Below are 22,998 nucleotides of genomic sequence, written 5' to 3' on the forward strand. Positions count from 1 at the left end.
GTCAGTAACTGCTCTCCGGCAAACTCGCGATGATCGAGCGATAGCTGTTCATCCGTTGCTGTTGCACGCGGCCGTCTTCCAGGGCCTTGAGCAGCGCGCAGCCGGGCTCGCGGTCATGTTTGCAATCGCGGAAACGGCAGCGGCCGAGCAGGTCATTGAATTCGATGAAGCCTGCTTCGACGTCGGCGCGGCTCACGTGGCCCAAGCCGAATTCGCGAATCCCCGGGGAGTCGATCAGGTCGCCACCACGGGGGAAGTGGAACAGGCGGGCGGTGGTTGTGGTGTGAGTACCTTGCCCGGAATATTCCGACAGCGGCCCGACCCGCGTGCCGACTTCCGGCAGCAGACTGTTGACCAGCGATGACTTGCCCACCCCCGACTGCCCAACGAATACGCTGATGTGGCTGTCGAGCAAATCCTGCAATTGCTGCATGCCGTCGCCGTGATGCGCGGAAACCTCCAGCACCGGATAACCCAAGGTCCGATACACCGCCAGCAGCGCATTGAGTGCCGGGGCATTGTGCTCGTCGATGAGGTCGAACTTGTTCAGCAGCAATAACGGGCGGATGCCCGCGTGCTCGGCCGCCACCAAGTAGCGATCGATCAAGTTGGCATGAGGCTCGGGCGCCGGGGCGAAGACGATGACGATCATGTCGACGTTGGCCGCCACGGGTTTGAGCTGCCCGCGGGTGTCCGGTCGGCACAGCTCGGTATCGCGCGGCAGCTGCGCGACGATCACGCCGATGCCCTGATTACCGGCTCGCCAGACTACTTTGTCGCCTGTTACCAGCGCTGGCAGGTTGGCGCGCAAGTGGCATCGAAACACCTGTCCGCTCAGCTCGCCTTCCTGCGCCTCGACCTCCACTTGAACGCCGAAATGCGCGATCACCAGCCCGGTCTGTTCAGGGCCAAGGTCGCCGCCTTCCAGCGTTTCCAGGGCTTGCGATTCACGTTTGGCGGCACGGGCAGCGCGCTCGCCTTGAATCTTTTCGATGCGCCAGTTCTGGCGGCGATTGAGTTGGCGTTTGGCCATGGGTGTTCAGTGTCTCGTTTGATGAAGCGTAAAGCCGCTTAAGTTTGAAACGCGGGGGAGTCTAGCACGACGGCCTACGCTAAACTGCGCGCCTAAGCTGAGGAGCCAACATATGCAGAACAAGCAGAATCTGATCTGGATCGACCTGGAAATGACCGGTCTGGATCCCGATAACGACGTCATCATCGAAATGGCGACCATCATCACCGACAGCGAGCTGAACACGCTGGCTGAAGGCCCGGTCATCGCGGTGCACCAGAGCGACGAGTTGCTCAGCGGCATGGATGAATGGAACACGCGTCAGCACGGCGGTTCGGGCCTGACTCAGCGCGTGCGCGAGAGCAAGATTTCCACTGCTGAAGCCGAGGCTCTGACCCTGGAATTCATCAAGCAGTGGGTGCCGGAACGCAGTTCGCCGATCTGTGGCAACAGCATCTGCCAGGACCGCCGCTTCCTTTATAAGCGCATGCCGACGTTGGAAAACTATTTCCACTATCGCAACCTCGACGTGTCCACGCTCAAGGAGCTGGCCGCGCGCTGGGCGCCCGAACTGAAGTTCAAGAAGGGCAGCACCCACCTGGCGCTGGACGACATCCGCGAGTCCATTGCCGAGCTGCGTTTCTATCGCGAGCACTTCATCAAGGTCTAGGGCCGAAGCGAAAGGGGGCTGTTGGCTCGCGCCCTCTTTTGGTGCTCTGGCCGAGTGGTTAGACTGCGCCCCTTTTTCGCAGGGACTGCCACCATGCTGTTGATGCTTTATCTGATCGCCATTACCGCTGAAGCCATGACCGGCGCGCTGTCTGCCGGGCGGCGTGGCATGGACTGGTTCGGCGTGGTGCTGATCGCTTGCATCACCGCGCTCGGTGGCGGATCGGTGCGTGACGTACTGCTGGGACACTACCCGCTGACGTGGGTCAAACACCCGGAATACCTGATTCTCACCAGCGCTGCGGCGTTGGTGACGATCCTCATTGCGCCGCTGATGCGCCATTTGCGCTCGCTGTTTCTGGTGCTAGACGCCTTGGGGCTGGTCGCTTTCACCGTGATCGGCTGCACCACAGCGCTGGACATGGGGTTGAGCATGATGGTCGCGGCCGTGAGCGGCGTGATCACCGGCACGTTCGGCGGCATTTTGCGCGACATCTTTTGCGATGACATCCCGCTGATCTTCCGCCGCGAGCTGTACGCCAGCGTTTCATTCGCCGCAGCATGGTGCTTTCTGCTGTGCCAGTACGCGGGGCTGCCGATCGAGCAGGGCACGCTGATTACCTTGTTTGGCGGGTTACTGCTGAGGTTGCTGGCAATCAAGTTTCACTGGGAAATGCCCAAGTTCGTTTACAAGGATGGGCATTGAAATAGTCCTTACATCGAGAGGTCAGGGGCAGCGCAGGGCAGGCTTGCGCCAAGAGTGTCCTCTGTGGGAGTGAGCGTGCTCACGAAGGCGGATCCTCAGCCACGCAAGATGCCTGATGTAACGGCCCTTTCGTGAGCAAACTCACTCCCACAGATCGGCGCATGGCCTCAGCAGCAGCTTTTTGTCTCATGCTGCCGCAACGCCCATTCCACATGCTCGCGCACCATCTCCGACGGATGCTCCCGCCGCGTCTTCAACGCCTCGAACACGGGGATGCTCGAAGGCGCATTGCCTAGCCCCACCGCCAGATTGCGCAACCACCGCTCATAGCCCGCCCGACGCAGCGGCGAGCCTTCGGTGTTGCTGAGAAAGGTCGCCTCGTCCCACAGAAACAAGGTCGTCAGCTCGGCGTTATCCAGGCCGTGGCGCGGTTTGAAGTCATTCTGGTCGGTGGGGCGGGCGAAGCGGTTCCAGGGGCAGACGATCTGGCAGTCATCGCAGCCGAACACGCGATTGCCAATCAGCGGGCGCAGTTCTTCGGGGATCGACGTCTTCAACTCGATGGTCAGGTACGAAATACAGCGCCGCGCATCCAGCACGTAAGGCCCGACGAAAGCGTTGGTCGGGCATACATCCAGGCACGCGCTGCAACGCCCGCAGTGTTCGCTGGCGTGGGGCGGATCCACCGGCAGCGGCAGATCGACGAACAGCTCGCTCAGGAAAAAGTAACTGCCGGCCTTGCGATTGAGCACCAGTGTGTTCTTACCGATCCAGCCCAGCCCGGCCTTCTCGGCGATGGCCTTTTCCAGCACGGGCGCACTGTCGACGAAGGCGCGAAAACCGAATGGCCCGATGGCCTGCTGGATTCGCTCGGCCAGTTGCTGCACCCGCTTGCGAATCAGCTTGTGGTAGTCGCGGCCCAGCGCATAGCGCGAAACGTAGGCTTTTTCCGGCTGGGCCAGCAACTGCGCCATCTGCGTGTCCCCCGGCAGATAGTCCATGCGCAGTGACACGACTCGCATCGTGCCCGGCACCAATTCGTCGGGATGCGAACGTTTGCTGCCATGCGCTGCCATATAGTCCATCTCGCCGTGGTACCCGGCTTCGAGCCAGCGCTGAAGATGCTGCTCATGTTCCGCCAGATCCAGCCCCGAGATACCGACCTGCTGAAAGCCAAGCTCGCGCCCCCAGTCCTTGATCGACAGGGCAAGCTCGGTCAACCCGGCAGCCGTCAGGGGTGCTGAATTTGTGGATGCATTGACAGTAATAGCGGACATGCAAGGAGGACACCGGGGCGCAGGTGCGTATAATTCTGCCAGACATCGGAGCCTAAAAACGCATGTTGCACACCAAACCTCCATTTCCCGACGCGCTGTATAGCGCTGCGCAGGTGCGCGACCTCGATGCACGCCTGATCGCTGCAGGCACGCCAGGCTTCGAACTGATGCAGCGAGCAGCCCACGCTGCCTGGCGGGCGATCCGTCGTCACTGGCCTGACGGGCAGCGGCTGACGGTCCTGGCCGGACACGGCAACAATGCCGGTGATGGCTATCTGATCGCAGCCTTGGCCCAGCGTGCCGGTTGGCAGGTCACTGTGCTGGCCGTGGGCGACTGCTCTGCGCTGACCGGTGACGCCGAGACCGCCTATAAGGAAGCGCTCGACGATAAGGTCGACATCCAGCCATGGAATCAGCAGCCGCTGAGCGGCATCGTGGTCGACGCGTTTTTGGGCACCGGGCTCAAAGGGGACGTCCGCGACCCTTACGCGTCGGTGATCAACATCGTCAACGACAGCAGCTTGCCAGTCATCGCCGTCGACATTCCATCCGGGCTTTGTGCCGACACCGGGCGTACCTTGGGCGTGGCGATTCGTGCCGACCTGACGGTGACCTTCATTGGCCTGAAGATCGGACTGTTCACTGGCGATGCGGCGGATCTGGTCGGCGAACTGGTGTTCGACGATCTGCAAGCTGATCCGGCGATCGTGGAACAGACGCCGATCAGCGTTACCCGTCTGGATACATTTAACCTGCCGAAGCTTGAACCGCGCCCGCGCACGGCCCATAAAGGCATGTTTGGCCGGGTTCTGGTCATTGGCGGCGATCTGGGTTTCGGTGGCGCTGCGTTGCTATCCACCGAAAGCACCTTGCGCACTGGCGCGGGCATGGTCACGCTGGCGACCCGTCCCGAGCATATCGCCGCGGCGCTGACTCGCTTCCCGGAAGTCATGAGTGCCGGTATCAGTTCGTCCAATCAGTTGATGGCACTGATCGAACCCGCCACCGTTCTTGTCGTGGGGCCGGGGATGGGGCAGCACAGTTGGGGGCGCAGCTTGTTGTCAGCGGCCGCCAATGCCGAGCGCCCGCAAGTGTGGGACGCCGATGCACTGAATCAGCTGGCAGCCGGTCTCGTGCAGTTGCCCAAGGATTGCGTGATCACCCCGCATCCCGGCGAAGCCGCGCGGCTGCTGGGCATCAGCACCAAAGAAGTACAGGCCGACCGCCCTGCGGCTGCTCGGGCGCTGGCGAAAAAATTTGATGCCGTTTGCGTGCTCAAAGGCAGCGGCAGCCTGATCGCCACTCCCGCAGGCGAACTGGCGCTGGCCAATCACGGCCATCCGGCTATGGCGACCGGCGGTTTGGGCGACGTGTTGTCCGGAGTCATTGGCGCATTGCTGGCGCAAAAGATGCCTGCCTTCGATGCAGCCTGCCTGGCGGTCTGGTTGCATGCGCTGGCCGGTGAAAAATGCGGCGCCAGCGGCCGAGGGATGGCTGCCGCTGATCTGATTCCTGTCATTCGTACGCTTCTGGAGGAGCAACAACCGTGTCTGAGTTAACCCTGCATCTGACGGGTGAAGAAGCGATGACCGACTTTGGTGCACGGATATCCCAAGTTACTGAAAGTAATGGGATTATTTTCCTGGAGGGGGATTTGGGCGCTGGCAAGACCACGCTTTCGCGAGGAATCATCCGCGGCCTGGGCCATGTAGGCGCGGTAAAAAGCCCGACTTTTACCCTCGTAGAACCTTACGAAATTGGGAGAAGTCGCGTGTATCACTTTGATCTTTACCGACTTGTTGATCCAGAAGAGCTAGAATTCCTCGGCATACGCGACTATTTCGAGGGCGAAGCGCTTTGCCTGATCGAGTGGCCCGATCTCGGTGCAGGCTTTTTGCCAAAGCCCGACCTGATCATTACCATTAGGCCGCACGCGGAAGGTAGAGCGCTGACTCTGAGCCCGAAAAGCTCGCGCGGTGAGAAGTGGTGTGCCGCTTTGGCTTTGGAATTCAAATAGATATGGGGTTAGGTATGCGCATGCGCGCGCTGGTTACTGTGATTGGACTGCTGCTGACGACTCTGGCCGTCGACGCGTTGGCCGCTTCACAGGTACGAAGTGTCCGCTTATGGCGTGCTCCGGATAACACCCGACTGGTTTTCGACCTGTCCGGTCCGGTTCAGCACAGCGTCTTCACCCTTCAGTCCCCGGACCGCCTGGTGATCGACATCAATGGTGCGACGCTGGGTGGCTCACTCAACATTCCGACGGCCAACACTCCCATTACCAGCATGCGTTCGGCGCAACGTACGCCGGACGACCTGCGCGTGGTCATCGACCTGAAAAAGGCCGTGACCCCGAAAAGCTTCGTCCTGGCGCCGAATCAGCAGTACGGCAACAGGCTGGTGGTCGACCTTTATGACAACCCCGCGGACGCCAACCCGCCGCCGACCGTTGCCGACACGCCTGCAACCGTGGCGCCAGCGACGCCCGCGGTGCCGGTCAGTCCCTCGAAACCTGAAATCAAGCTGCCGCCTGTGCCCAACGGCAAGCGCGACATCGTGGTGGTGGTCGACGCCGGGCATGGCGGCGAAGACCCAGGCGCCTCAGGTGGCCAGGGTCAGAAAGAGAAAAACGTGGTGTTGTCGATCGCCAAGGAGTTGCAGCGTCAGATCAACGCCGAGAAAGGTTATCGCGCCGAACTGACCCGCACTGGCGACTACTTCATCCCGTTGCGCAAGCGCACCGAGATCGCTCGCGCCAAGGGGGCCGACCTGTTCGTCTCCATTCACGCCGACGCTGCGCCCTCTTCAGCCGCTTTCGGTGCCTCGGTGTTCGCCCTGTCCGAGCGTGGCGCGACGTCCGAAACCGCGCGCTGGCTGGCGGACAGTGAAAACCGTTCCGACTTGATCGGCGGGGCAGGTGCCGTGAGCCTGGACGACAAGGACCGCATGCTGGCGGGCGTACTGCTCGACCTGTCGATGACCGCCTCCCTGACATCGAGCCTCAACGTCGGCCAGAAAGTTTTGACCAACATTGGCCGCGTTACTTCGCTGCACAAGGCACGGGTCGAGCAAGCGGGCTTCATGGTGCTCAAGTCGCCGGACATCCCGTCGATCCTGGTCGAAACCGGCTTTATCTCCAACGCAGCCGAGGCGAACAAACTACAAGGTGCGAGTCATCAGCAGGCGTTGGCGCGCTCGATCACTGCAGGCGTGAAGCAGTTCTTCCAGCAGAATCCGCCTCAGGGCACTTATATCGCCTGGCTGCGGGATAACGGCAAGCTGGCGATGGGCGCCCGTGAGCACGTCGTGCGTCCTGGCGAATCGCTGAGCATGATTTCCGCGCGTTACGACATGAGCATGGCCACGCTTCGTTCGGCCAACAACCTGCGTTCCGATGAGTTGAAAGCCGGGCAGCAGTTGAAGATTCCGAGCGCGGAACTGGCGGGTGAGCCATGACCGATCTGTTGCTCGATGAACCGGGTTTCGATGCTGGTGTAGGCGATAGCCCAGCGGCCCAGGCGGCACGCATTCAACTGCTCAGCCCGCGACTGGCGAACCAGATCGCTGCGGGCGAGGTGGTCGAGCGCCCTGCGTCGGTAATCAAGGAATTGCTGGAGAACAGCCTGGACTCCGGCGCCCGACGCATCGATGTCGACGTCGAGCAAGCAGGCATCAAACTTTTGCGCGTGCGCGATGACGGCGGTGGTATTTCTTCTGAGGATCTGCCGCTGGCTCTGGCGCGGCACGCCACCAGCAAGATTCGCGAGCTCGAAGACCTCGAGCGGGTCATGAGCCTCGGTTTTCGTGGCGAGGCGCTGGCATCGATCAGCTCCGTCGCGCGCCTGACGCTGACTTCTCGTACGCGGGGCGCCGATCAGGCGTGGCAGGTGGAAACCGAGGGCCGCGACATGGCCTCGCGTGTTCAACCCGCTGCGCATCCGGTGGGCACGTCAGTGGAAGTGCGCGACCTGTTCTTCAATACCCCGGCGCGACGTAAATTCCTCAAGGCCGAGAAGACCGAGTTCGATCATTTGCAAGAAGTGATCAAACGCATGGCGCTGGCACGCTTCGACGTTGCCTTCCATTTGCGCCATAACGGCAAAACTGTTCTGAGTCTGCACGAAGCCGGCGACGATGTTGCCCGCGCGCGACGTGTTTCGGCCGTCTGCGGGCCAGGTTTTCTGGAACAGGCGCTACCTATCGAAGTCGAGCGCAACGGCCTGAAACTCTGGGGTTGGGTTGGCTTACCGACGTTCTCGCGCAGTCAGGCTGACTTGCAGTATTTCTTCGTCAATGGCCGTGCGGTGCGCGACAAGCTGGTCGCCCATGCGGTGCGTCAGGCCTACCGCGACGTGCTGTTCAACGGGCGTCACCCGACGTTCGTGCTGTTTTTCGAGGTCGACCCGGCCGTGGTCGACGTCAACGTGCACCCGACCAAGCATGAAGTGCGTTTCCGCGACGGGCGCATGGTGCATGACTTCCTTTATGGCACCTTGCATCGCGCGCTCGGCGATGTGCGCCCGGAAGATCAACTGGCTGGCACGACGTCGGTGACAGCGCTGGTGCGTCCAGCCGGACCGGAAGCCGGAGAGTTCGGGCCGCAGGGCGAAATGCGCTTGGCCAATAATGTACTGGAAACCCCGCAAGGGCCTGCCTGGAATGCTTCGACCAGCCCGGCGCCGGGCTCGGGCAGTGGCGCGGGCTATCAGTATCAGTACACGCCGCGTCCTTCGTCGGTGTTGCCTGCTGAAGAAGCGCAGGCTGCCTATCGCGAATTCTTCGCCCCGCTGCCGGGCACTCCAGTAGGTGCTACGGCAAATGGTGCCGTCTCACTGCCTGAATCCCAGGGCGATGTGCCGCCGCTTGGCTACGCACTGGCGCAACTCAAGGGCATTTATATCCTCGCCGAGAACGCCCATGGCCTGGTGCTGGTGGATATGCACGCGGCCCACGAACGCATCATGTACGAGCGCCTGAAGATCGCCATGGCCAGCGAAGGTCTGAGCGGTCAGCCGCTGTTGGTGCCTGAATCGATTGCGGTCAGTCAGCGCGAGGCAGATTGCGCCGAAGAGCACATGACGACCTTCCAGCAACTGGGTTTCGAGTTGCAGCGTTTGGGGCCAGAGAGCCTGGCGATCCGGCAGATCCCGGCCTTGCTCAAGCAGGCCGAGGCCAATCGCCTGGTGCACGACGTGCTGGCCGATCTCATGGAGTACGGCACCAGCGATCGGGTTCAGGCACACATGAACGAGTTGCTCGGCACCATGGCCTGCCACGGTGCCATACGTGCCAACCGACGCCTGGCGATTCCGGAAATGAACGGCCTGCTGCGCGACATGGAAAACACAGAGCGCAGCGGTCAGTGCAACCACGGCCGGCCGACCTGGACCCAACTGGGCCTGGACGATCTCGACAAACTGTTCCTGCGCGGTCGCTGATGAGTGCTCTTCCTCCGGCCATCTTCCTGATGGGGCCGACCGCCGCCGGCAAGACCGACCTGGCCATCGAATTGACCAAGGTGCTGCCCTGCGAGCTGATCAGCGTCGATTCGGCGCTGGTCTATCGCGGCATGGACATTGGCACGGCGAAGCCATCAAAGGCGCTTTTGGACAAATATCCACACCGGCTGATCGATATTCTCGACCCGTCGCAGAGCTATTCCGCTGCGGATTTTCGCACTGACGCGTTGCGGGCCATGGCTGAAATCACTGGCAAAGGAAAAATTCCCCTGCTGGTCGGTGGCACCATGTTGTATTTCAAAGCTCTATTGGATGGCCTGGCCGACATGCCGGCTGCCGATGCAGAAGTTCGCGCGCAACTGGAAGCAGAAGCGGCGAGCCGTGGCTGGCAGGCGTTGCACGACGAGTTGGCAAGTGTCGATCCTGTGTCGGCGGCCAGAATTCATCCCAATGATCCGCAGCGACTGGTTCGTGCGCTTGAGGTGTATCGGGTCAGCGGGACGAGCATGACCGCACACCGTGAGCAACAAAGTGCGCAAAGTGCTCAAGCTGGCGGTTCGGAGCGGCATCAATTGCCCTATACTGTCGCAAATCTCGCGATCGCTCCGATGGATCGCAAGGTACTGCACGACCGGATCGCACTGCGTTTCAGGCAAATGCTTGACGAAGGATTCGTTGAAGAAGTCGTAGCGTTACGTTCGAGGGGTGACCTGCAGTCGAATTTACCGTCTATAAGAGCTGTAGGGTATCGCCAGGTCTGGGACCATCTGGACGGCAAGCTGACACGGGACGAGATGCAGGAACGCGGCATCATCGCCACGCGCCAGTTGGCCAAGAGACAGTTCACCTGGTTACGAAGCTGGGAAGATTTACACTGGTTGGACAGCCTGGCTTGCGACAATCTGCCACGCACCTTGAAATACCTGGGATCGGCCTCCATATTGAGCTGAGTCCTTGCAATAGCCGTCTATCCTTGGGGGGTAACGGCCCAAGCCAATGTTTTCGAATTTATTCTATTGATCCTTAAAGGAGTGCGGCACATGTCAAAAGGGCATTCGCTACAAGACCCTTACCTGAACACTTTGCGAAAAGAAAAAGTGGGGGTTTCGATCTATCTGGTAAACGGTATCAAGCTGCAAGGCACGATCGAGTCCTTCGACCAGTTCGTAATTTTGCTGAAAAACACTGTCAGCCAAATGGTTTACAAGCACGCTATCTCTACCGTCGTTCCGGTTCGTCCAATTCGTCTGCCTAGCGCGACCGAATCCGAACAGGGTGACGCTGAGCCAGGTAACGCCTGATAGGAGTCTGCCTTGTTCTTTGAGCGCCACGGTGGTGGTGAGCGGGCAATCCTCGTTCATTTGGATGGTCAGGACCCTGAGGCGCGCGAAGATCCGCAGGAGTTCCGGGAGCTGGCTCTTTCGGCAGGTGCCGATATCGTTGCGTTCATCAACGTGCCACGGCATCGGCCAACGGCCAAGTATCTGGTAGGCAGCGGCAAGGTCGAGGAATTACGCGACCTGGTCCACGCCGAAAAAACCGATCTGGTCATTTTCAATCACGTCCTTACACCCAGTCAGGAACGCAACCTCGAACGTGTTTTCGAGTGTCGCGTGCTTGATCGTACGGGCCTGATTCTCGATATCTTCGCCCAGCGCGCGCGGACTCATGAAGGCAAGTTGCAGGTCGAGCTGGCACAGCTCGAGCACATGAGCACGCGTCTGGTTCGCGGCTGGACTCACCTTGAGCGTCAGGGCGGTGGTATCGGCCTGCGTGGCCCGGGTGAAACCCAGCTCGAGACCGACCGACGTCTGCTGCGGGTGCGCCTGCGTCAGATCAAGGGCCGTCTGGAAAAAGTCCGCAGCCAGCGTGACCAGGCCCGTCGCGGCCGTTCCCGTGCCGACATCCCAACCGTCTCCATCGTGGGCTATACCAACGCCGGTAAATCAACGCTGTTCAACGCAGTGACTGATTCCGACGTATACGCTGCCGACCAGCTGTTCGCGACCCTTGACCCGACTCTGCGCCGTCTGGAACTCAACGACCTGGGGCCGATCGTGCTGGCTGACACGGTGGGATTCATCCGCCATTTGCCGCACAAACTGGTCGAGGCCTTTCGGGCGACGCTCGAAGAATCGAGCAACTCGGACCTTCTGCTGCACGTCATCGACGCTCACGAGCCCGACCGCATGGAGCAGATCGAGCAGGTGATGGCGGTACTGGGTGAGATCGGTGCCCAGGACTTGCCGATGCTGGAGGTCTATAACAAACTCGATTTGCTCGAGGGGGTCGAGCCTCAGATTCAACGCGATGCCGATGGCAAGCCGCAGCGGGTCTGGGTTTCTGCTCGTGATGGTCGTGGTCTGGACCTGCTCAAGCAAGCCATTGCAGAGCTGTTGGGCAACGATCTGTTCGTTGGCACCCTGTGTCTGTCGCAACGTTTCGCAAGGCTGCGTGCCCAGTTCTTTCAGCTGGGTGCGGTGCAAAGTGAAGAGCATGACGACGAAGGTCAGAGCTTGTTGGCTGTACGTTTACCCCGAGTTGAATTCAATCGCCTGGTGAGTCGCGAAGGACTGCAGCCGCTGGAATTCATCGAGCAACACACTTTGCAATAAAAGCCTGAAGAAGCGGTTGTGCTGCTTCGACGGGCATTCTGTAGCATTGGTCGGCGCGCCGCGGGCGCGTCTTTGCTTTATCAGATGGAGAGCGCTATGGCTTGGAATGAGCCGGGTGGCAACTCGAATAATCAGGATCCTTGGGGTGGTAAGCGCAAGGGCGGCGACCGCAAGGGGCCACCAGATCTCGACGAGGCCTTCCGAAAGCTGCAGGAAAGCCTGAATGGGTTGTTCGGTGGTGGCAAGAAACGCAGTGGTGATGGCGGCGGCAATGGTGGCGGTTCGAGCAAGGGCGGCGGTTTTGGCCTGCTCGGCATCGGCCTTGTCGTGCTGCTCGCAATCTGGCTGTACAACGCCATCTACGTGGTCGACGAGCAGGAGCAGGCTGTCGTTCTGCGTTTCGGCAAGTACTACGAAACGGTCGGGTCGGGTCTGAACATCTATTTCCCGCCATTCGATCGCAAATACCTCGAAAACGTCACGCGCGAACGTGCGTACAGCAAGCAGGGCCAGATGCTCACCGAAGACGAGAACATCGTCGAAGTGCCGTTGACCGTGCAGTACAAGATCACAAACCTGCAGGATTTCGTGCTGAACGTCGATCAGCCTGAAGTCAGCCTGCAGCATGCAACCGAAAGTGCGCTGCGCCATGTGGTCGGCTCGACCGCCATGGATCAGGTGCTGACCGAGGGTCGCGAATTGATGGCCAGCGAGATCAAGGACCGCCTGCAGCGTTTCCTCGACACCTATCGCACCGGCATCACCGTGACTCAGGTGAACGTACAGAGCGCTGCGGCGCCGCGTGAAGTTCAGGAAGCCTTCGACGACGTGATCCGTGCCCGTGAAGATGAGCAGCGTTCGCGCAACCAGGCTGAAACCTACGCCAACGGTGTGATTCCGGAAGCCCGTGGTCAGGCCCAGCGCATTGTCGAAGACGCCAACGGTTACCGCGATGAAGTGGTTTCGCGCGCCAAGGGTGAGGCTGATCGCTTCACCAAGCTGGTCGCCGAATACCGCAAGGCGCCGGAGGTCACTCGCGAGCGTTTGTACCTGGACACCATGCAAGAAGTCTTCAGCAACACCAGCAAGGTGCTCGTGACCGGCGACAAGGGTCAAAACAACCTGCTTTATCTGCCGTTGGACAAAATGATCGAAAGCAGTCGTAACGGTTCGACACCATCGTCGAACGGGGCTTCGGCCACCGTCGTCGACCCGGGCTCTCGGGCTGCGGACATGCAACAGCAACGCGACACGCGCACTAGGGAGACTCGCTGATGAGCAATAAATCTCTGGTCGCCCTGATTGTCTGTGTCGTACTGGCCGTTGTGGCGTGGAATAGCTTCTATATCGTCGCTCAGACCGAGCGCGCGGTGCTGCTGCAATTCGGTCGTGTGGTTCAGTCTGATGTTCCGCCGGGCCTGCATGTGAAGGTTCCTTACGTGAACCAGGTGCGCAAGTTCGACGGTCGTCTGCTGACACTCGATGCGCCGACTCAGCGCTTCCTGACGCTGGAAAAGAAAGCCGTGATGGTCGATGCCTACGCCAAATGGCGCGTGAAGGACGCTGAGCGTTTCTACACTGCGACATCGGGTCTGAAGCAGATCGCCGACGAGCGTCTCTCTCGTCGTCTTGAATCGGGCCTGCGTGACCAATTCGGTAAACGGACCTTGCACGAAGCCGTGTCGGGTGAGCGTGACGCACTGATGGCCGACATTACCGCTTCGCTGAACAAGATGGCCGAGAAAGAACTGGGCATCGAAGTCATCGACGTCCGGGTCAAGGCCATTGACTTGCCGAAGGAAGTGAACCGCAGCGTGTTCGAACGCATGAGCACCGAGCGTGAGCGAGAAGCCCGTGAGCATCGCGCCAAGGGTAACGAGCTGGCAGAAGGCATTCGTGCCGACGCCGATCGTCAACGCCGCGTGCTGCTGGCCGAAGCCTATCGTGAATCCGAGGAAGCACGTGGTGATGGCGATGCGCAAGCCGCAGCCATCTACTCCAAAGCTTACGGTCAGGATCAGGAGTTTTATGCGTTCTATCGCAGCCTGCGGGCCTACCGTGAAAGCTTCGCCAACAAGAGCGATGTGATGGTCCTCGATCCGGGCAGCGAGTTCTTCCGCTACCTGGAGAAAGCCAAACCGTAATCGCACACCGTGATCGGTGACCCCGCCGGGCGGCAAAACTGCCTGGCGGGGTGATCGCGCGGCAAAACGTGTGTATGATGCGGCAGCCGGGAAATTCCCGGCTTTTTTGCGTCTGCACGATTGATTGGCCGTGGCGTATTTCGTGCGCGGCAGTTTTTTCGAGGACAGTGTTCGCAAAGCTGCAGCGCATTTTGTCCGGGGATTAACCGTTCCCGGCACGTTCGCTGGGTTGAATGCTGTCTGCTTCACTCAAGGCTTGCCCAAGGGTTGGCCGCCCGGATCATAGGGGAAAGGCGTAATGGCAACGGTTGACCGCTGGCTGCTGCCGGATGGCATCGAAGAAGTACTGCCACCGGAAGCTGCGCGCATTGAAGTGGCGCGTCGTCAGGTGTTGGATCTGTTTCAGAGCTGGGGCTATGAGTTCGTCGTCACCCCGCACATCGAATACCTTGAATCACTGCTCACAGGTGCTGGCCAGGATCTGGATCTGCGCACCTTCAAAGTGGTCGACCCGCAGTCGGGTCGGCAGATGGGCTTTCGCGCGGACATCACTCCGCAGGTCGCCCGCATCGACGCGCATACCCTCCGCCGTGAAGGCCCGAGCCGTCTGTGTTATGCAGGCAGCGTGCTGCATGCACAGCCACGTGCACTTTCGTCCTCGCGCAGTCCGATTCAACTGGGCGCCGAGTTGTACGGCGATGCCAGCCCGAGCAGCGACGTTGAAGTCATCAGCCTGATGCTGGCTATGCTGCAACTGGCGGATGTGCCGGACGTTCACATGGACCTGGGCCATGTCGGCATCTACCGCGGCCTGGCCCGTGCGGCTGGTTTGTCCGGTGAAGTCGAGCAGCAGCTGTTCGATGCCTTGCAGCGCAAAGCGATTGACGAAGTCATCGCGCTGACTGAAAACCTGCCGGCAGATCTGGCGGCCATGTTGCGTGCGCTGGTCGATCTGTGTGGCGGCCGTGAAGTGCTGGCCGCTGCTCGTGATCGTCTGGCCAGGGCTCCGGCCCCGGTGACCGAGGCGCTGGACGATCTGCTGGAGATCGCGGAACGTCTGTCGGCTCGCTTCCCGGATTTGCCGTTGTACTTCGACCTCGGCGAGCTTCGCGGCTATCACTACCATACGGGTGTGGTGTTCGCGGTGTTCGTGCCGGGCGTCGGCCAATCGATCGCCCAGGGCGGTCGCTACGATGACATCGGTGCCGATTTCGGTCGCGCGCGTCCGGCAACGGGCTTTTCTACCGATTTGAAAACCCTGGTCACGCTGGGGCAGGCACAGATCGAGCTACCGTCTGGCGGTATCTGGATGCCTGACAGCACCGATGCGGCCCTTTGGCAGAAAGTCTGCCAGTTGCGTAGCGAAGGTCAGCGCGTGGTTCAGGCATTGCCCGGCCAACCGGCTTCGGCAGCGAAAGAAGCCGACTGCGATCGGCAATTGATTCAGCATGGCGAGCTTTGGCAGGTAATGCCGCTGGCCTCTTGAGTTTTCCAGTCGGCGGCAGCCGGCACCAAGTTTGCGTGAATGAGGACAAGTGTTATGGGTAAGAATGTCGTAGTCCTGGGCACCCAATGGGGTGATGAGGGCAAAGGCAAGATCGTTGATCTGCTGACCGAACATGCTACCGCGGTAGTTCGCTATCAAGGCGGCCACAACGCCGGTCACACCCTGGTGATCGATGGCGAGAAAACCGTTCTGCACCTGATTCCGTCCGGTGTGCTGCGCGAAGGCGTGCAGTGCCTGATCGGTAACGGTGTGGTCGTGGCACCTGACGCCCTGATGCGCGAAATCACCAAGCTGGAAGAGAAGGGCATTCCGGTGCGTGAGCGTCTGCGCATCAGCCCGTCCTGCCCGCTGATCCTGTCCTATCACGTGGCGCTGGACCAGGCCCGTGAGAAGGCCCGTGGCGAGCACAAGATCGGTACCACCGGTCGTGGCATCGGCCCGGCTTACGAAGACAAGGTCGCGCGTCGCGGCCTGCGTATCGGCGATCTGTTCCACCGTGAGCGTTTCGCTGCCAAGTTGGGCGAGCTGCTGGATTACCACAACTTCGTACTGGTCAATTACTACAAAGAGCCTGCGGTCGACTTCCAGAAGACACTCGATGAGTGCATGGAATACGCCGAGTTGCTCAAGCCGATGATGCTCGACGTCACAGCGGAACTGCACGCTCTGCGTCGCGCTGGTAAAGACATCATGTTCGAAGGCGCACAAGGTTCGCTGCTGGACATCGACCACGGTACCTACCCCTACGTCACCAGCTCCAATACCACCGCTGGTGGTATCGCGACCGGTTCGGGTGTCGGCCCGATGTTCCTGGATTACATCCTCGGCATCACCAAGGCATACACCACTCGCGTAGGTTCCGGCCCGTTCCCGACCGAGCTGTTCGATGATGTCGGCGCGTTCCTGGCCAAGCGCGGCCATGAGTTCGGCGCCACTACCGGTCGTGCTCGTCGTTGCGGCTGGTTCGACGCGGTTATCCTGCGTCGCGCCATCGACGTCAACAGCATCTCGGGTATCTGCCTGACCAAGCTGGACGTTCTGGACGGTCTTGAAACCATCAACATCTGCGTGGGCTACAAGAACGAACACGGCGCTGTGATTGATGCGCCGACCGATGCCGACAGCTACATCGGCCTGGAGCCGGTGTACGAGCAGGTGCCGGGCTGGACTGAATCGACCCTGGGCGCCAAGACCCTGGAAGAGCTACCAGCCAACGCCCGCGCTTACATTAAGCGTCTGGAAGAGTTGGTCGGCGCACCGATCGACATTATTTCGACGGGCCCGGATCGCAACGAAACCATCGTTCTGCGTCACCCCTTCGACTGATAAGTCATTGAAATAAAAGAAAAGGGTCGCTCATGCGGCCCTTTCTTTTGCCTGCTTGATCCTGATCACAATAACGGCACGGCCCTTGCTGTAAATACCGTCATAAAAGATGCCATCATTTTAATGGCGTTTGTTGTGGGGGAGTCTCCAGTGTCAGCCGTCCTTTCGCTTCTTCGCAGCCGCTTGCTGCGGCCCGTATTCATTGCCCTCGGCATTGCCCTTTTGGTGCAAGTCCTGGTGGCAGTCGCCCTGACCCGGAGCACGGTGACTGCGCTCGAGGCGGACCTTGCTACGCGCCTGGGTGTAGATTCGCAACACTTGTCGGGCGAGCTGGAGCAGGCAAACCGTGACGTAACGTCCAGCCTGGACAGCCTTTCGCAAAATACCCGTCAGCGTTTGAGCGCAGGGCTTTCGACGCGTCTGAAGGATGAACAGAAGCAACTGCGTACCACGCTGGAAACGGACCTGAAGAATTCCGCCACCGACATGGCGGAGCTTCTTGCCGCTGTGGCTCCACGTGCCATGTGGGATGGCGACACCCCGACCCTCTCCGAATTCGCACGCCGCGCCCAGCGTAATCCCAACGTATTGTTCGTGGTGTATGACGATGCGCAAGGCGAGCACCTGACCCGTTACCTCAACCGCGAGAACGAATCGATCAAGGCGTTGCTGGCCAAGGGCGAGGGTGAACGGGCGATGGACAAGGTGTTGAACGCCGCGCAGAAAGATCCATCGCTGTATTACGTCGAAGCCTCCATCAGCCCCAACGGAGTGGAAATCGGCAAGGTGCGCATGGGCGTGTCGACCGCTGAAGTCGAAACCAATCTGGCCGCCCTTGATAAACGCTTCACAGCCCTGATCGGCAATGGCGAGCAGTTGGTGTCCGACAGCCTGGGTGGTGCGGCGGCGGAAAGCTCTACCGCCCTGCGTTCCCGGCTGCAAACTGCTCAGACGGCCGCGTCAGCCATGGCAACCAATACCAACTCCACGGTTCAAGAGGCGGCTGAAAAGCTGCGCTGGAGAATCGGTGTCGGCCTTGCGTTGGTTGGCCTGGGTGTATTGCTGGTACTGGCTGTAGTGCTGGGGCGTCGCGTCGTATTGCGCCTGCAATTGCTCATCCGCGCGCTCGACGATCTGGCGGCAGGCGAGGGCGATCTGACCAAGCGGGTCAAGCTCAACAGCAATGATGAAATCGGCGATATGGCCTCGGCGGTCAACCGTTTCGTCGACAAGTTGCAGCCCATCGTGCGCGAGGCGGGCGATGTTGCGCAGCAGACAGGTGTCGAAATCGGTGCCATGAGCAAGCGCAATGCGGGCGCCGATGCGGCGGCCGAGTTGCAGCGTGATGAAGTGGCCGCGAGCCTTCAGGCGTTGGCGCAGATGGCTGACGAGGCCCAGGCCGAAAGTCAGGCGATGCAGGCCGCATTGCAGCAAGTGGTGGATATCCGCCAGGCCACCGACGAGAACACTCGCACCTCGAATCAGGTGGGTAATCTGATCGAGGCGTTGGCAGGTCAGGTTGAGGCTGGTGCCCAGGTTATCGAGCGTCTGGCACAGCAGAGCGAACAGATCGAGGTCGTGCTTGAAGTGATTCATGGCATCGCCGAGCAGACCAACCTGCTGGCGCTCAACGCGGCCATCGAAGCGGCGCGCGCAGGTGAGACAGGACGCGGCTTTGCGGTGGTCGCCGATGAGGTTCGCGCGCTGGCCAGCAAAACGCAGAGTTCCACTGGCGATATTCAGGAGCACATCACCAAGCTGCAATCCGGCGCGAAGGAGGCTGTGGCCACCATCGGGCTAGCCGGGCGTCAGGCGAAAGAGGGCCTGGAAGTGCTGCGTGACAGCGCGCGCCTGCAGAAAACCGTACAGGCTTCGGTCGAGCAGGTGCATGCGGCTATTGGATTGGCGACACGCGCAGCTGAGCAACAGGCGCAGGGTGCCCAGGCGGTGAGAGGGCGCGTTGAAGTGATTCATGCCCAGGCGGAGAAGGCGGCACAGGCTGTCGTGGAAACAACCGCCAGCGGCAAGACCCTGGACAAATTGGCGGCGCAACTGAAGGCAAGTCTGGGGCAGTTCCGGGCTTGAGTCGCCCTGATTGATGTACATCCCTGTAGCAGCATGGCTGGCGGACGGCGGCGATCTCACGAGCGCAACCGCCAGCAAACCGGACGGACAGGGGCGATGCGAGATGAGATTTACAAACCCCAGAAAGCACAAAACCGAGCACTTGGCTCGGTTCTGTTTCGTTTGGTGCCCAGGAGAAGACTCGAACTTCCACGACCGTAAGGTCACCAGCACCTGAAGCTGGCGTGTCTACCAATTTCACCACCTGGGCATGGCGCTGATTTAATTAGATTTTTCGCCCCAATGCAACAAGATTTTGAGAATTTTTGGTGTAGGGCGAAATTTAGATAAGGTCAACCTCGGGACGCGGGTGCGGCAAGACGGCGACGATGAACTGATCTATGCTCAAAGCTGTTTTGCAGGGCAGAGTTTTCAAACTCCAGAAAGCACAAAACCGAGCACTTGGCTCGGTTTCGTTTAAATTGGTGCCCAGAAGAAGACTCGAACTTCCACGACCGTAAGGTCACCAGCACCTGAAGCTGGCGTGTCTACCAATTTCACCATCTGGGCAATGCATTGATTTCATTCGATATTTCGTTTGATTTCAACTACAACTTGGCAGTGCCTTCGTTGTGGGGCGCATCTTACGGATGAGAGTCGGGGCTGTAAACCCCTCGAATGAAATTTTTTTGAAATAGCGAAAAGTCCCAGCAAATGCTGTCTTAGCGTTTCAATCTGGTATATGCCAAACTAATTGCATACAGATAAGGTGAACTCATTCTAATGGCCGATTGGCAGTCCCTCGATCCCGAGGCCGCTCGTGAAGCGGAAAAATACGAAAACCCCATCCCTAGCCGTGAGCTGATTCTGGCGCACCTGTCCGAGCGCGGATCGCCCGCAGCGCGTGAACAACTGGTGGAAGAATTTGGCCTGACGACTGAAGATCAGATCGAGGCCCTGCGCCGCCGTCTCCGTGCAATGGAGCGCGATGCGCAATTGATCTACACCCGCCGAGGCACCTACGCGCCAGTGGACAAGCTGGATCTGATCCTGGGTCGGATCAGCGGCCACCGCGACGGTTTCGGTTTTCTGGTCCCCGACGACGGTTCCGATGACCTGTTCATGAGCCCGGCGCAAATGCGCTTGGTATTCGACGGAGACCGTGCGCTGGCGCGGGTTTCCGGGCTTGATCGCCGCGGCCGCCGCGAAGGCGTGATCGTCGAAGTCATTTCCCGTGCGCACGAAACCGTGGTCGGTCGCTATTTCGAAGAGAGCGGCATTGGCTTCGTCGTGCCGGACAACCCGAAGATCCAGCAAGAAGTGCTGGTCACCCCGGGCCGCAACGCCGACGCCAGAGTCGGTCAGTTCGTCGAAGTGAAGATCACCCACTGGCCTACGCCGCGCTTCCAGCCGCAAGGCGACGTGGTCGAAGTCGTGGGCAACTACATGGCGCCGGGCATGGAAATCGATGTCGCGTTGCGTACCTATGATATCCCGCATGTCTGGCCTGAAGCCGTGCTCAAGGAGGCGGCCAAGCTCAAGCCGGAAGTCGAGGAGAAAGACAAGGAGCATCGCGTCGACCTGCGTCACCTGCCGTTCGTCACCATCGACGGCGAAGACGCCCGCGACTTCGACGACGCGGTCTATTGCGAGGCCAAACCGGGCAAACTGCGGCTTTTCTCCGGCGGCTGGAAGCTTTATGTGGCCATTGCCGACGTTTCCAGCTACGTCAAGATCGGTTCGGCGCTGGACGCCGAATCGCAAGTGCGCGGCAACTCGGTGTACTTCCCCGAGCGCGTGGTTCCGATGCTGCCTGAGCAGCTGTCCAACGGCCTGTGTTCACTGAACCCACTGGTTGACCGCCTGGCGATGGTTTGCGAGATGACCATCTCCAAATCCGGCGAGATGACCGACTACGTGTTCTACGAGGCGGTGATCCACTCCCATGCGCGCCTGACCTACGACAAGGTCAGCTCGATCCTCGAACACCCGAAAACCACCGAAGCCAGACAGCTTCGTGGCGAGTACAGCGAAGTCGTGCCGGATCTCAAGCAGCTATATGCGCTGTACAAAGTATTGCTGGCCGCACGCCATACTCGCGGGGCGATCGATTTCGAAACCCAGGAAACCCGGATCATCTTCGGCTCCGAGCGCAAGATCGCGGAAATTCGTCCGACCACGCGCAACGATGCTCACAAGCTGATCGAGGAATGCATGCTGGCGGCCAACGTGGCCACTGCGGAATTCCTCAAGAAGCACGAAATTCCGGCGCTGTATCGCGTCCACGATGGCCCGCCGCCTGAGCGCCTGGAAAAACTGCGCGCTTTCCTTGGTGAACTGGGTCTGTCCCTTCACAAAGGTAAAGACGGCCCGACGCCGAAGGATTATCAGGCGCTGCTGGAGACCATCAAGGATCGGCCGGATTACCACCTGATTCAGACCGTCATGCTGCGCTCGTTAAGTCAGGCGGTTTACAGCTCCGACAACAACGGCCACTTCGGCCTGAATTACGAGGCGTATACGCACTTTACCTCGCCAATTCGTCGTTACCCCGACCTGCTGACGCATCGCGCGATTCGCAGCGTCATCCGTTCCAAGCAGGAAACCCCGCACGTTCGCCGTGCAGGTGCTCCGACGATTCCGAAAGCGCGCATCTATCCGTATGACGAAGCCGGGCTGGAGCAATTGGGCGAACAGTGCTCGATGAGCGAACGCCGGGCCGATGAAGCGACCCGCGACGTAGTGAACTGGCTCAAGTGCGAGTTCATGAAGGATCGCGTGGGTGAGTCGTTTCCTGGCGTTATCACGGCGGTGACCGGTTTTGGCCTGTTTGTCGAACTGACCGACATCTACGTCGAGGGTCTGGTCCACGTCACGGCGCTGCCGGGCGATTACTACCATTTCGACCCGGTTCACCACCGCCTGGCGGGTGAGCGCACCGGTCGTAGCTTCCGCTTGGGCGACACCGTTGAGGTTCGCGTCATGCGTGTCGACCTTGACGAGCGCAAGATCGACTTCGAAATGTCGGAAAAAACCACCAGCGCGCCGATCGGTCGCAAGCGCAGGGCTGCGGAGCCTGCTCCGGTGGAGAAAGAGAAAGAGAAAGAAAAAGCCAGTGCGTCCCGGCCAAGTCGTCGTAGCGCCAGCAAGGAGCCGGTCGTTGAGGCCTATCGTCCAAGCGACGCCGCTGCAAAAAACGCCGAAGTGCGCAAAAGTCGCGAGATGAAAAAGGCGCTGTTGGCAGAAGCGAAGGGTGGTAGCAAGGCGTCGTCGGGAAAGCCGCCACGGAGTGATTCCGCTCCGGCAGCCAAAACTGGAAAACCGAGTAAACACCGTAAGGGTCCGTCAAAAACGGGCTCGGCCCCGGCTGCCAAGAGCGGCGGGGTGCGTAAACCTAAGGCGAAGTCATGAGTCAGCTGGAAAAAATCTACGGTGTGCATGCCGTGGAAGCGTTGTTGCGCCACCATCCGAAGCGGGTCAAGCAAATCTGGCTGGCTGAGGGGCGCAGTGACCCGCGTGTGCAGGTATTGATTGATCTGGCAGCGCAAAATCGCGTTTCGGTCGGTCAGGCCGAACGCCGCGAGATGGACGCCTGGGTTGAGGGTGTTCACCAGGGCGTGGTGGCGGATGTGAGTCCGAGCCAGGTCTGGGGCGAGGCGATGCTCGACGAGTTGCTGGACCGCACCGAAGGCGCGCCGCTGATTCTGGTACTCGATGGCGTGACCGATCCGCATAACCTCGGCGCTTGCCTGCGTACAGCTGACGCAGCAGGTGCGTTGGCTGTGATCGTGCCGAAAGACAAGTCCGCCACGCTGACCCCGACTGTACGAAAAGTAGCGTGTGGCGCGGCAGAAGTGATTCCGCTGGTGGCAGTGACCAATCTGGCTCGCACGCTTGAGAAGCTTCAGCAGCGCGGGTTGTGGGTCGTGGGTACCGCAGGGGAAGCTGAGCAGGAGTTGTATCAGCAGGACCTGACCGGCCCGACGATCCTGATCATGGGTGCAGAAGGCAAGGGTATGCGCCGTCTGACCCGCGAACATTGCGATTATCTGGTTCGCCTGCCGATGGCGGGCAGCGTCAGTAGCCTGAACGTGTCAGTGGCCACTGGCGTCTGCCTGTTCGAAGCGATGCGTCAGCGCGGCGTGAAGGCGGCAGCCAGGAAATAACGCCCTGTAGGAGCACGCTTGCGCGCGGTAACGCCGCCAATGCGGCGTGT

The 22,998-nt window shown here is 60.2% G+C and carries 17 protein-coding genes, 2 tRNA genes and 2 pseudogenes; 17 read left to right on the plus strand and 4 right to left on the minus strand.

Features of this window, described 5'->3' with window-relative positions; all coding sequences use genetic code 11:
- Window position 1: 1 nt before the first annotated feature.
- Entirely contained in the window at window positions 2-1,033 is a 1,032-nt protein-coding gene (gene rsgA / locus CE491_RS25075; protein WP_110951023.1) for a small ribosomal subunit biogenesis GTPase RsgA, read from the minus strand.
- Window positions 1,034-1,145: 112 nt separating this feature from the next.
- Between rsgA and orn the strand changes: the two genes are divergently transcribed.
- Both orn and CE491_RS25085 read left to right on the plus strand, forming a co-directional pair.
- On the plus strand, window positions 1,146-1,682 hold the full coding sequence (orn, locus tag CE491_RS25080; RefSeq protein ID WP_110951024.1) for an oligoribonuclease: 537 nt from the start codon (window positions 1,146-1,148) through the stop codon (window positions 1,680-1,682).
- A 93-nt stretch (window positions 1,683-1,775) separates the two neighbouring features.
- A complete protein-coding gene (locus CE491_RS25085) occupies window positions 1,776-2,387 on the plus strand; it encodes a trimeric intracellular cation channel family protein (RefSeq protein WP_110951025.1) in 612 nt (203 codons plus the stop codon).
- Window positions 2,388-2,554: 167 nt separating this feature from the next.
- Here CE491_RS25085 and queG read toward each other — a convergent pair whose 3' ends face one another.
- Window positions 2,555-3,664, minus strand: coding sequence for a tRNA epoxyqueuosine(34) reductase QueG (gene queG, locus CE491_RS25090; RefSeq protein ID WP_234407673.1), 1,110 nt, complete (start codon window positions 3,662-3,664; stop codon window positions 2,555-2,557).
- A gap of 62 nt (window positions 3,665-3,726) precedes the next feature.
- Here queG and CE491_RS25095 point away from each other — a divergent pair, with 62 nt between their 5' ends.
- The 13 genes and pseudogenes from CE491_RS25095 to CE491_RS31380 form a co-directional block, all read left to right on the plus strand.
- Entirely contained in the window at window positions 3,727-5,223 is a 1,497-nt protein-coding gene (locus CE491_RS25095) for an NAD(P)H-hydrate dehydratase (RefSeq protein WP_110951026.1), read from the plus strand.
- Entirely contained in the window at window positions 5,211-5,681 is a 471-nt protein-coding gene (gene tsaE / locus CE491_RS25100; protein ID WP_110951027.1) for a tRNA (adenosine(37)-N6)-threonylcarbamoyltransferase complex ATPase subunit type 1 TsaE, read from the plus strand. Before CE491_RS25095 ends, tsaE begins: the two co-directional genes overlap by 13 nt.
- Window positions 5,682-5,683: 2 nt before the next feature.
- Window positions 5,684-7,123 carry an N-acetylmuramoyl-L-alanine amidase gene (locus tag CE491_RS25105; RefSeq protein ID WP_199885247.1) on the plus strand — a complete coding sequence of 480 codons (1,440 nt, stop codon included), beginning with the start codon at window positions 5,684-5,686 and terminating at the stop codon, window positions 7,121-7,123.
- On the plus strand, window positions 7,120-9,105 hold the full coding sequence (gene mutL / locus CE491_RS25110; protein WP_110951029.1) for a DNA mismatch repair endonuclease MutL: 1,986 nt from the start codon (window positions 7,120-7,122) through the stop codon (window positions 9,103-9,105). The genes CE491_RS25105 and mutL overlap by 4 nt, the downstream gene beginning before the upstream one ends.
- Window positions 9,105-10,076, plus strand: a complete 972-nt coding sequence (miaA, locus tag CE491_RS25115; RefSeq protein WP_110951030.1) for a tRNA (adenosine(37)-N6)-dimethylallyltransferase MiaA — start codon at window positions 9,105-9,107, stop codon at window positions 10,074-10,076. Before mutL ends, miaA begins: the two co-directional genes overlap by 1 nt.
- A gap of 90 nt (window positions 10,077-10,166) precedes the next feature.
- Entirely contained in the window at window positions 10,167-10,427 is a 261-nt protein-coding gene (hfq, locus tag CE491_RS25120) for an RNA chaperone Hfq (protein ID WP_010221594.1), read from the plus strand.
- Between the two features lie 12 nt (window positions 10,428-10,439).
- Window positions 10,440-11,741: a ribosome rescue GTPase HflX gene (hflX, locus tag CE491_RS25125; protein WP_110951031.1), complete on the plus strand. Its 1,302-nt coding sequence runs from the start codon at window positions 10,440-10,442 to the stop codon at window positions 11,739-11,741.
- Window positions 11,742-11,837: 96 nt separating this feature from the next.
- Window positions 11,838-13,016 carry an FtsH protease activity modulator HflK gene (gene hflK, locus CE491_RS25130; RefSeq protein WP_110951032.1) on the plus strand — a complete coding sequence of 393 codons (1,179 nt, stop codon included), beginning with the start codon at window positions 11,838-11,840 and terminating at the stop codon, window positions 13,014-13,016.
- Window positions 13,016-13,885: a protease modulator HflC gene (hflC, locus tag CE491_RS25135; RefSeq protein WP_110951033.1), complete on the plus strand. Its 870-nt coding sequence runs from the start codon at window positions 13,016-13,018 to the stop codon at window positions 13,883-13,885. Before hflK ends, hflC begins: the two co-directional genes overlap by 1 nt.
- 298 nt (window positions 13,886-14,183) lie before the next feature.
- Window positions 14,184-15,371 carry an ATP phosphoribosyltransferase regulatory subunit gene (locus CE491_RS25140; protein ID WP_110951034.1) on the plus strand — a complete coding sequence of 396 codons (1,188 nt, stop codon included), beginning with the start codon at window positions 14,184-14,186 and terminating at the stop codon, window positions 15,369-15,371.
- Between the two features lie 54 nt (window positions 15,372-15,425).
- Window positions 15,426-16,718: an adenylosuccinate synthase gene (locus CE491_RS25145; RefSeq protein ID WP_110951035.1), complete on the plus strand. Its 1,293-nt coding sequence runs from the start codon at window positions 15,426-15,428 to the stop codon at window positions 16,716-16,718.
- Window positions 16,719-17,684: 966 nt separating this feature from the next.
- Window positions 17,685-17,897 (plus strand): annotated as a pseudogene (locus CE491_RS31375) (methyl-accepting chemotaxis protein); the annotation flags it as partial.
- A 399-nt stretch (window positions 17,898-18,296) separates the two neighbouring features.
- Window positions 18,297-18,803: pseudogene (locus tag CE491_RS31380) on the plus strand (methyl-accepting chemotaxis protein); the annotation flags it as partial.
- A gap of 163 nt (window positions 18,804-18,966) precedes the next feature.
- Here CE491_RS31380 and CE491_RS25155 read toward each other — a convergent pair.
- Both CE491_RS25155 and CE491_RS25160 read right to left on the minus strand, forming a co-directional pair.
- Window positions 18,967-19,053 (minus strand) — tRNA-Leu (locus CE491_RS25155).
- Between the two features lie 212 nt (window positions 19,054-19,265).
- Window positions 19,266-19,352: transfer RNA gene (locus tag CE491_RS25160), tRNA-Leu, on the minus strand.
- A gap of 213 nt (window positions 19,353-19,565) precedes the next feature.
- Here CE491_RS25160 and rnr point away from each other — a divergent pair.
- Together rnr and rlmB are read left to right on the plus strand one after the other, a co-directional pair.
- The gene (rnr, locus tag CE491_RS25165) at window positions 19,566-22,193 is read left to right on the plus strand and encodes a ribonuclease R (protein ID WP_110951037.1); all 2,628 of its coding nucleotides are present in this window, start codon (window positions 19,566-19,568) and stop codon (window positions 22,191-22,193) included.
- On the plus strand, window positions 22,190-22,948 hold the full coding sequence (gene rlmB, locus CE491_RS25170; RefSeq protein WP_110951038.1) for a 23S rRNA (guanosine(2251)-2'-O)-methyltransferase RlmB: 759 nt from the start codon (window positions 22,190-22,192) through the stop codon (window positions 22,946-22,948). Before rnr ends, rlmB begins: the two co-directional genes overlap by 4 nt.
- Window positions 22,949-22,998 lie beyond the last annotated feature (50 nt).

The sequence above is a fragment of the Pseudomonas bohemica genome (assembly GCF_002934685.1).
In the GTDB taxonomy this organism is placed as follows: Bacteria; Pseudomonadota; Gammaproteobacteria; order Pseudomonadales; family Pseudomonadaceae; genus Aquipseudomonas; species Aquipseudomonas bohemica.

Coding starts and splice junctions, on each gene's coding strand:
- rsgA (WP_110951023.1), bottom strand. CDS start 1,033: ATGGCCAAACGCCAACTCAATCGCCGCCAGAACTGGCGCATCGAAAAG.
- orn (WP_110951024.1), top strand. CDS start 1,146: ATGCAGAACAAGCAGAATCTGATCTGGATCGACCTGGAAATGACCGGT.
- CE491_RS25085 (WP_110951025.1), top strand. CDS start 1,776: ATGCTGTTGATGCTTTATCTGATCGCCATTACCGCTGAAGCCATGACC.
- queG (WP_234407673.1), bottom strand. CDS start 3,664: ATGTCCGCTATTACTGTCAATGCATCCACAAATTCAGCACCCCTGACG.
- CE491_RS25095 (WP_110951026.1), top strand. CDS start 3,727: ATGTTGCACACCAAACCTCCATTTCCCGACGCGCTGTATAGCGCTGCG.
- CE491_RS25105 (WP_199885247.1), top strand. CDS start 5,684: ATGGGGTTAGGTATGCGCATGCGCGCGCTGGTTACTGTGATTGGACTG.
- mutL (WP_110951029.1), top strand. CDS start 7,120: ATGACCGATCTGTTGCTCGATGAACCGGGTTTCGATGCTGGTGTAGGC.
- miaA (WP_110951030.1), top strand. CDS start 9,105: ATGAGTGCTCTTCCTCCGGCCATCTTCCTGATGGGGCCGACCGCCGCC.
- hfq (WP_010221594.1), top strand. CDS start 10,167: ATGTCAAAAGGGCATTCGCTACAAGACCCTTACCTGAACACTTTGCGA.
- hflK (WP_110951032.1), top strand. CDS start 11,838: ATGGCTTGGAATGAGCCGGGTGGCAACTCGAATAATCAGGATCCTTGG.
- hflC (WP_110951033.1), top strand. CDS start 13,016: ATGAGCAATAAATCTCTGGTCGCCCTGATTGTCTGTGTCGTACTGGCC.
- CE491_RS25140 (WP_110951034.1), top strand. CDS start 14,184: ATGGCAACGGTTGACCGCTGGCTGCTGCCGGATGGCATCGAAGAAGTA.
- CE491_RS25145 (WP_110951035.1), top strand. CDS start 15,426: ATGGGTAAGAATGTCGTAGTCCTGGGCACCCAATGGGGTGATGAGGGC.
- rnr (WP_110951037.1), top strand. CDS start 19,566: ATGGCCGATTGGCAGTCCCTCGATCCCGAGGCCGCTCGTGAAGCGGAA.
- rlmB (WP_110951038.1), top strand. CDS start 22,190: ATGAGTCAGCTGGAAAAAATCTACGGTGTGCATGCCGTGGAAGCGTTG.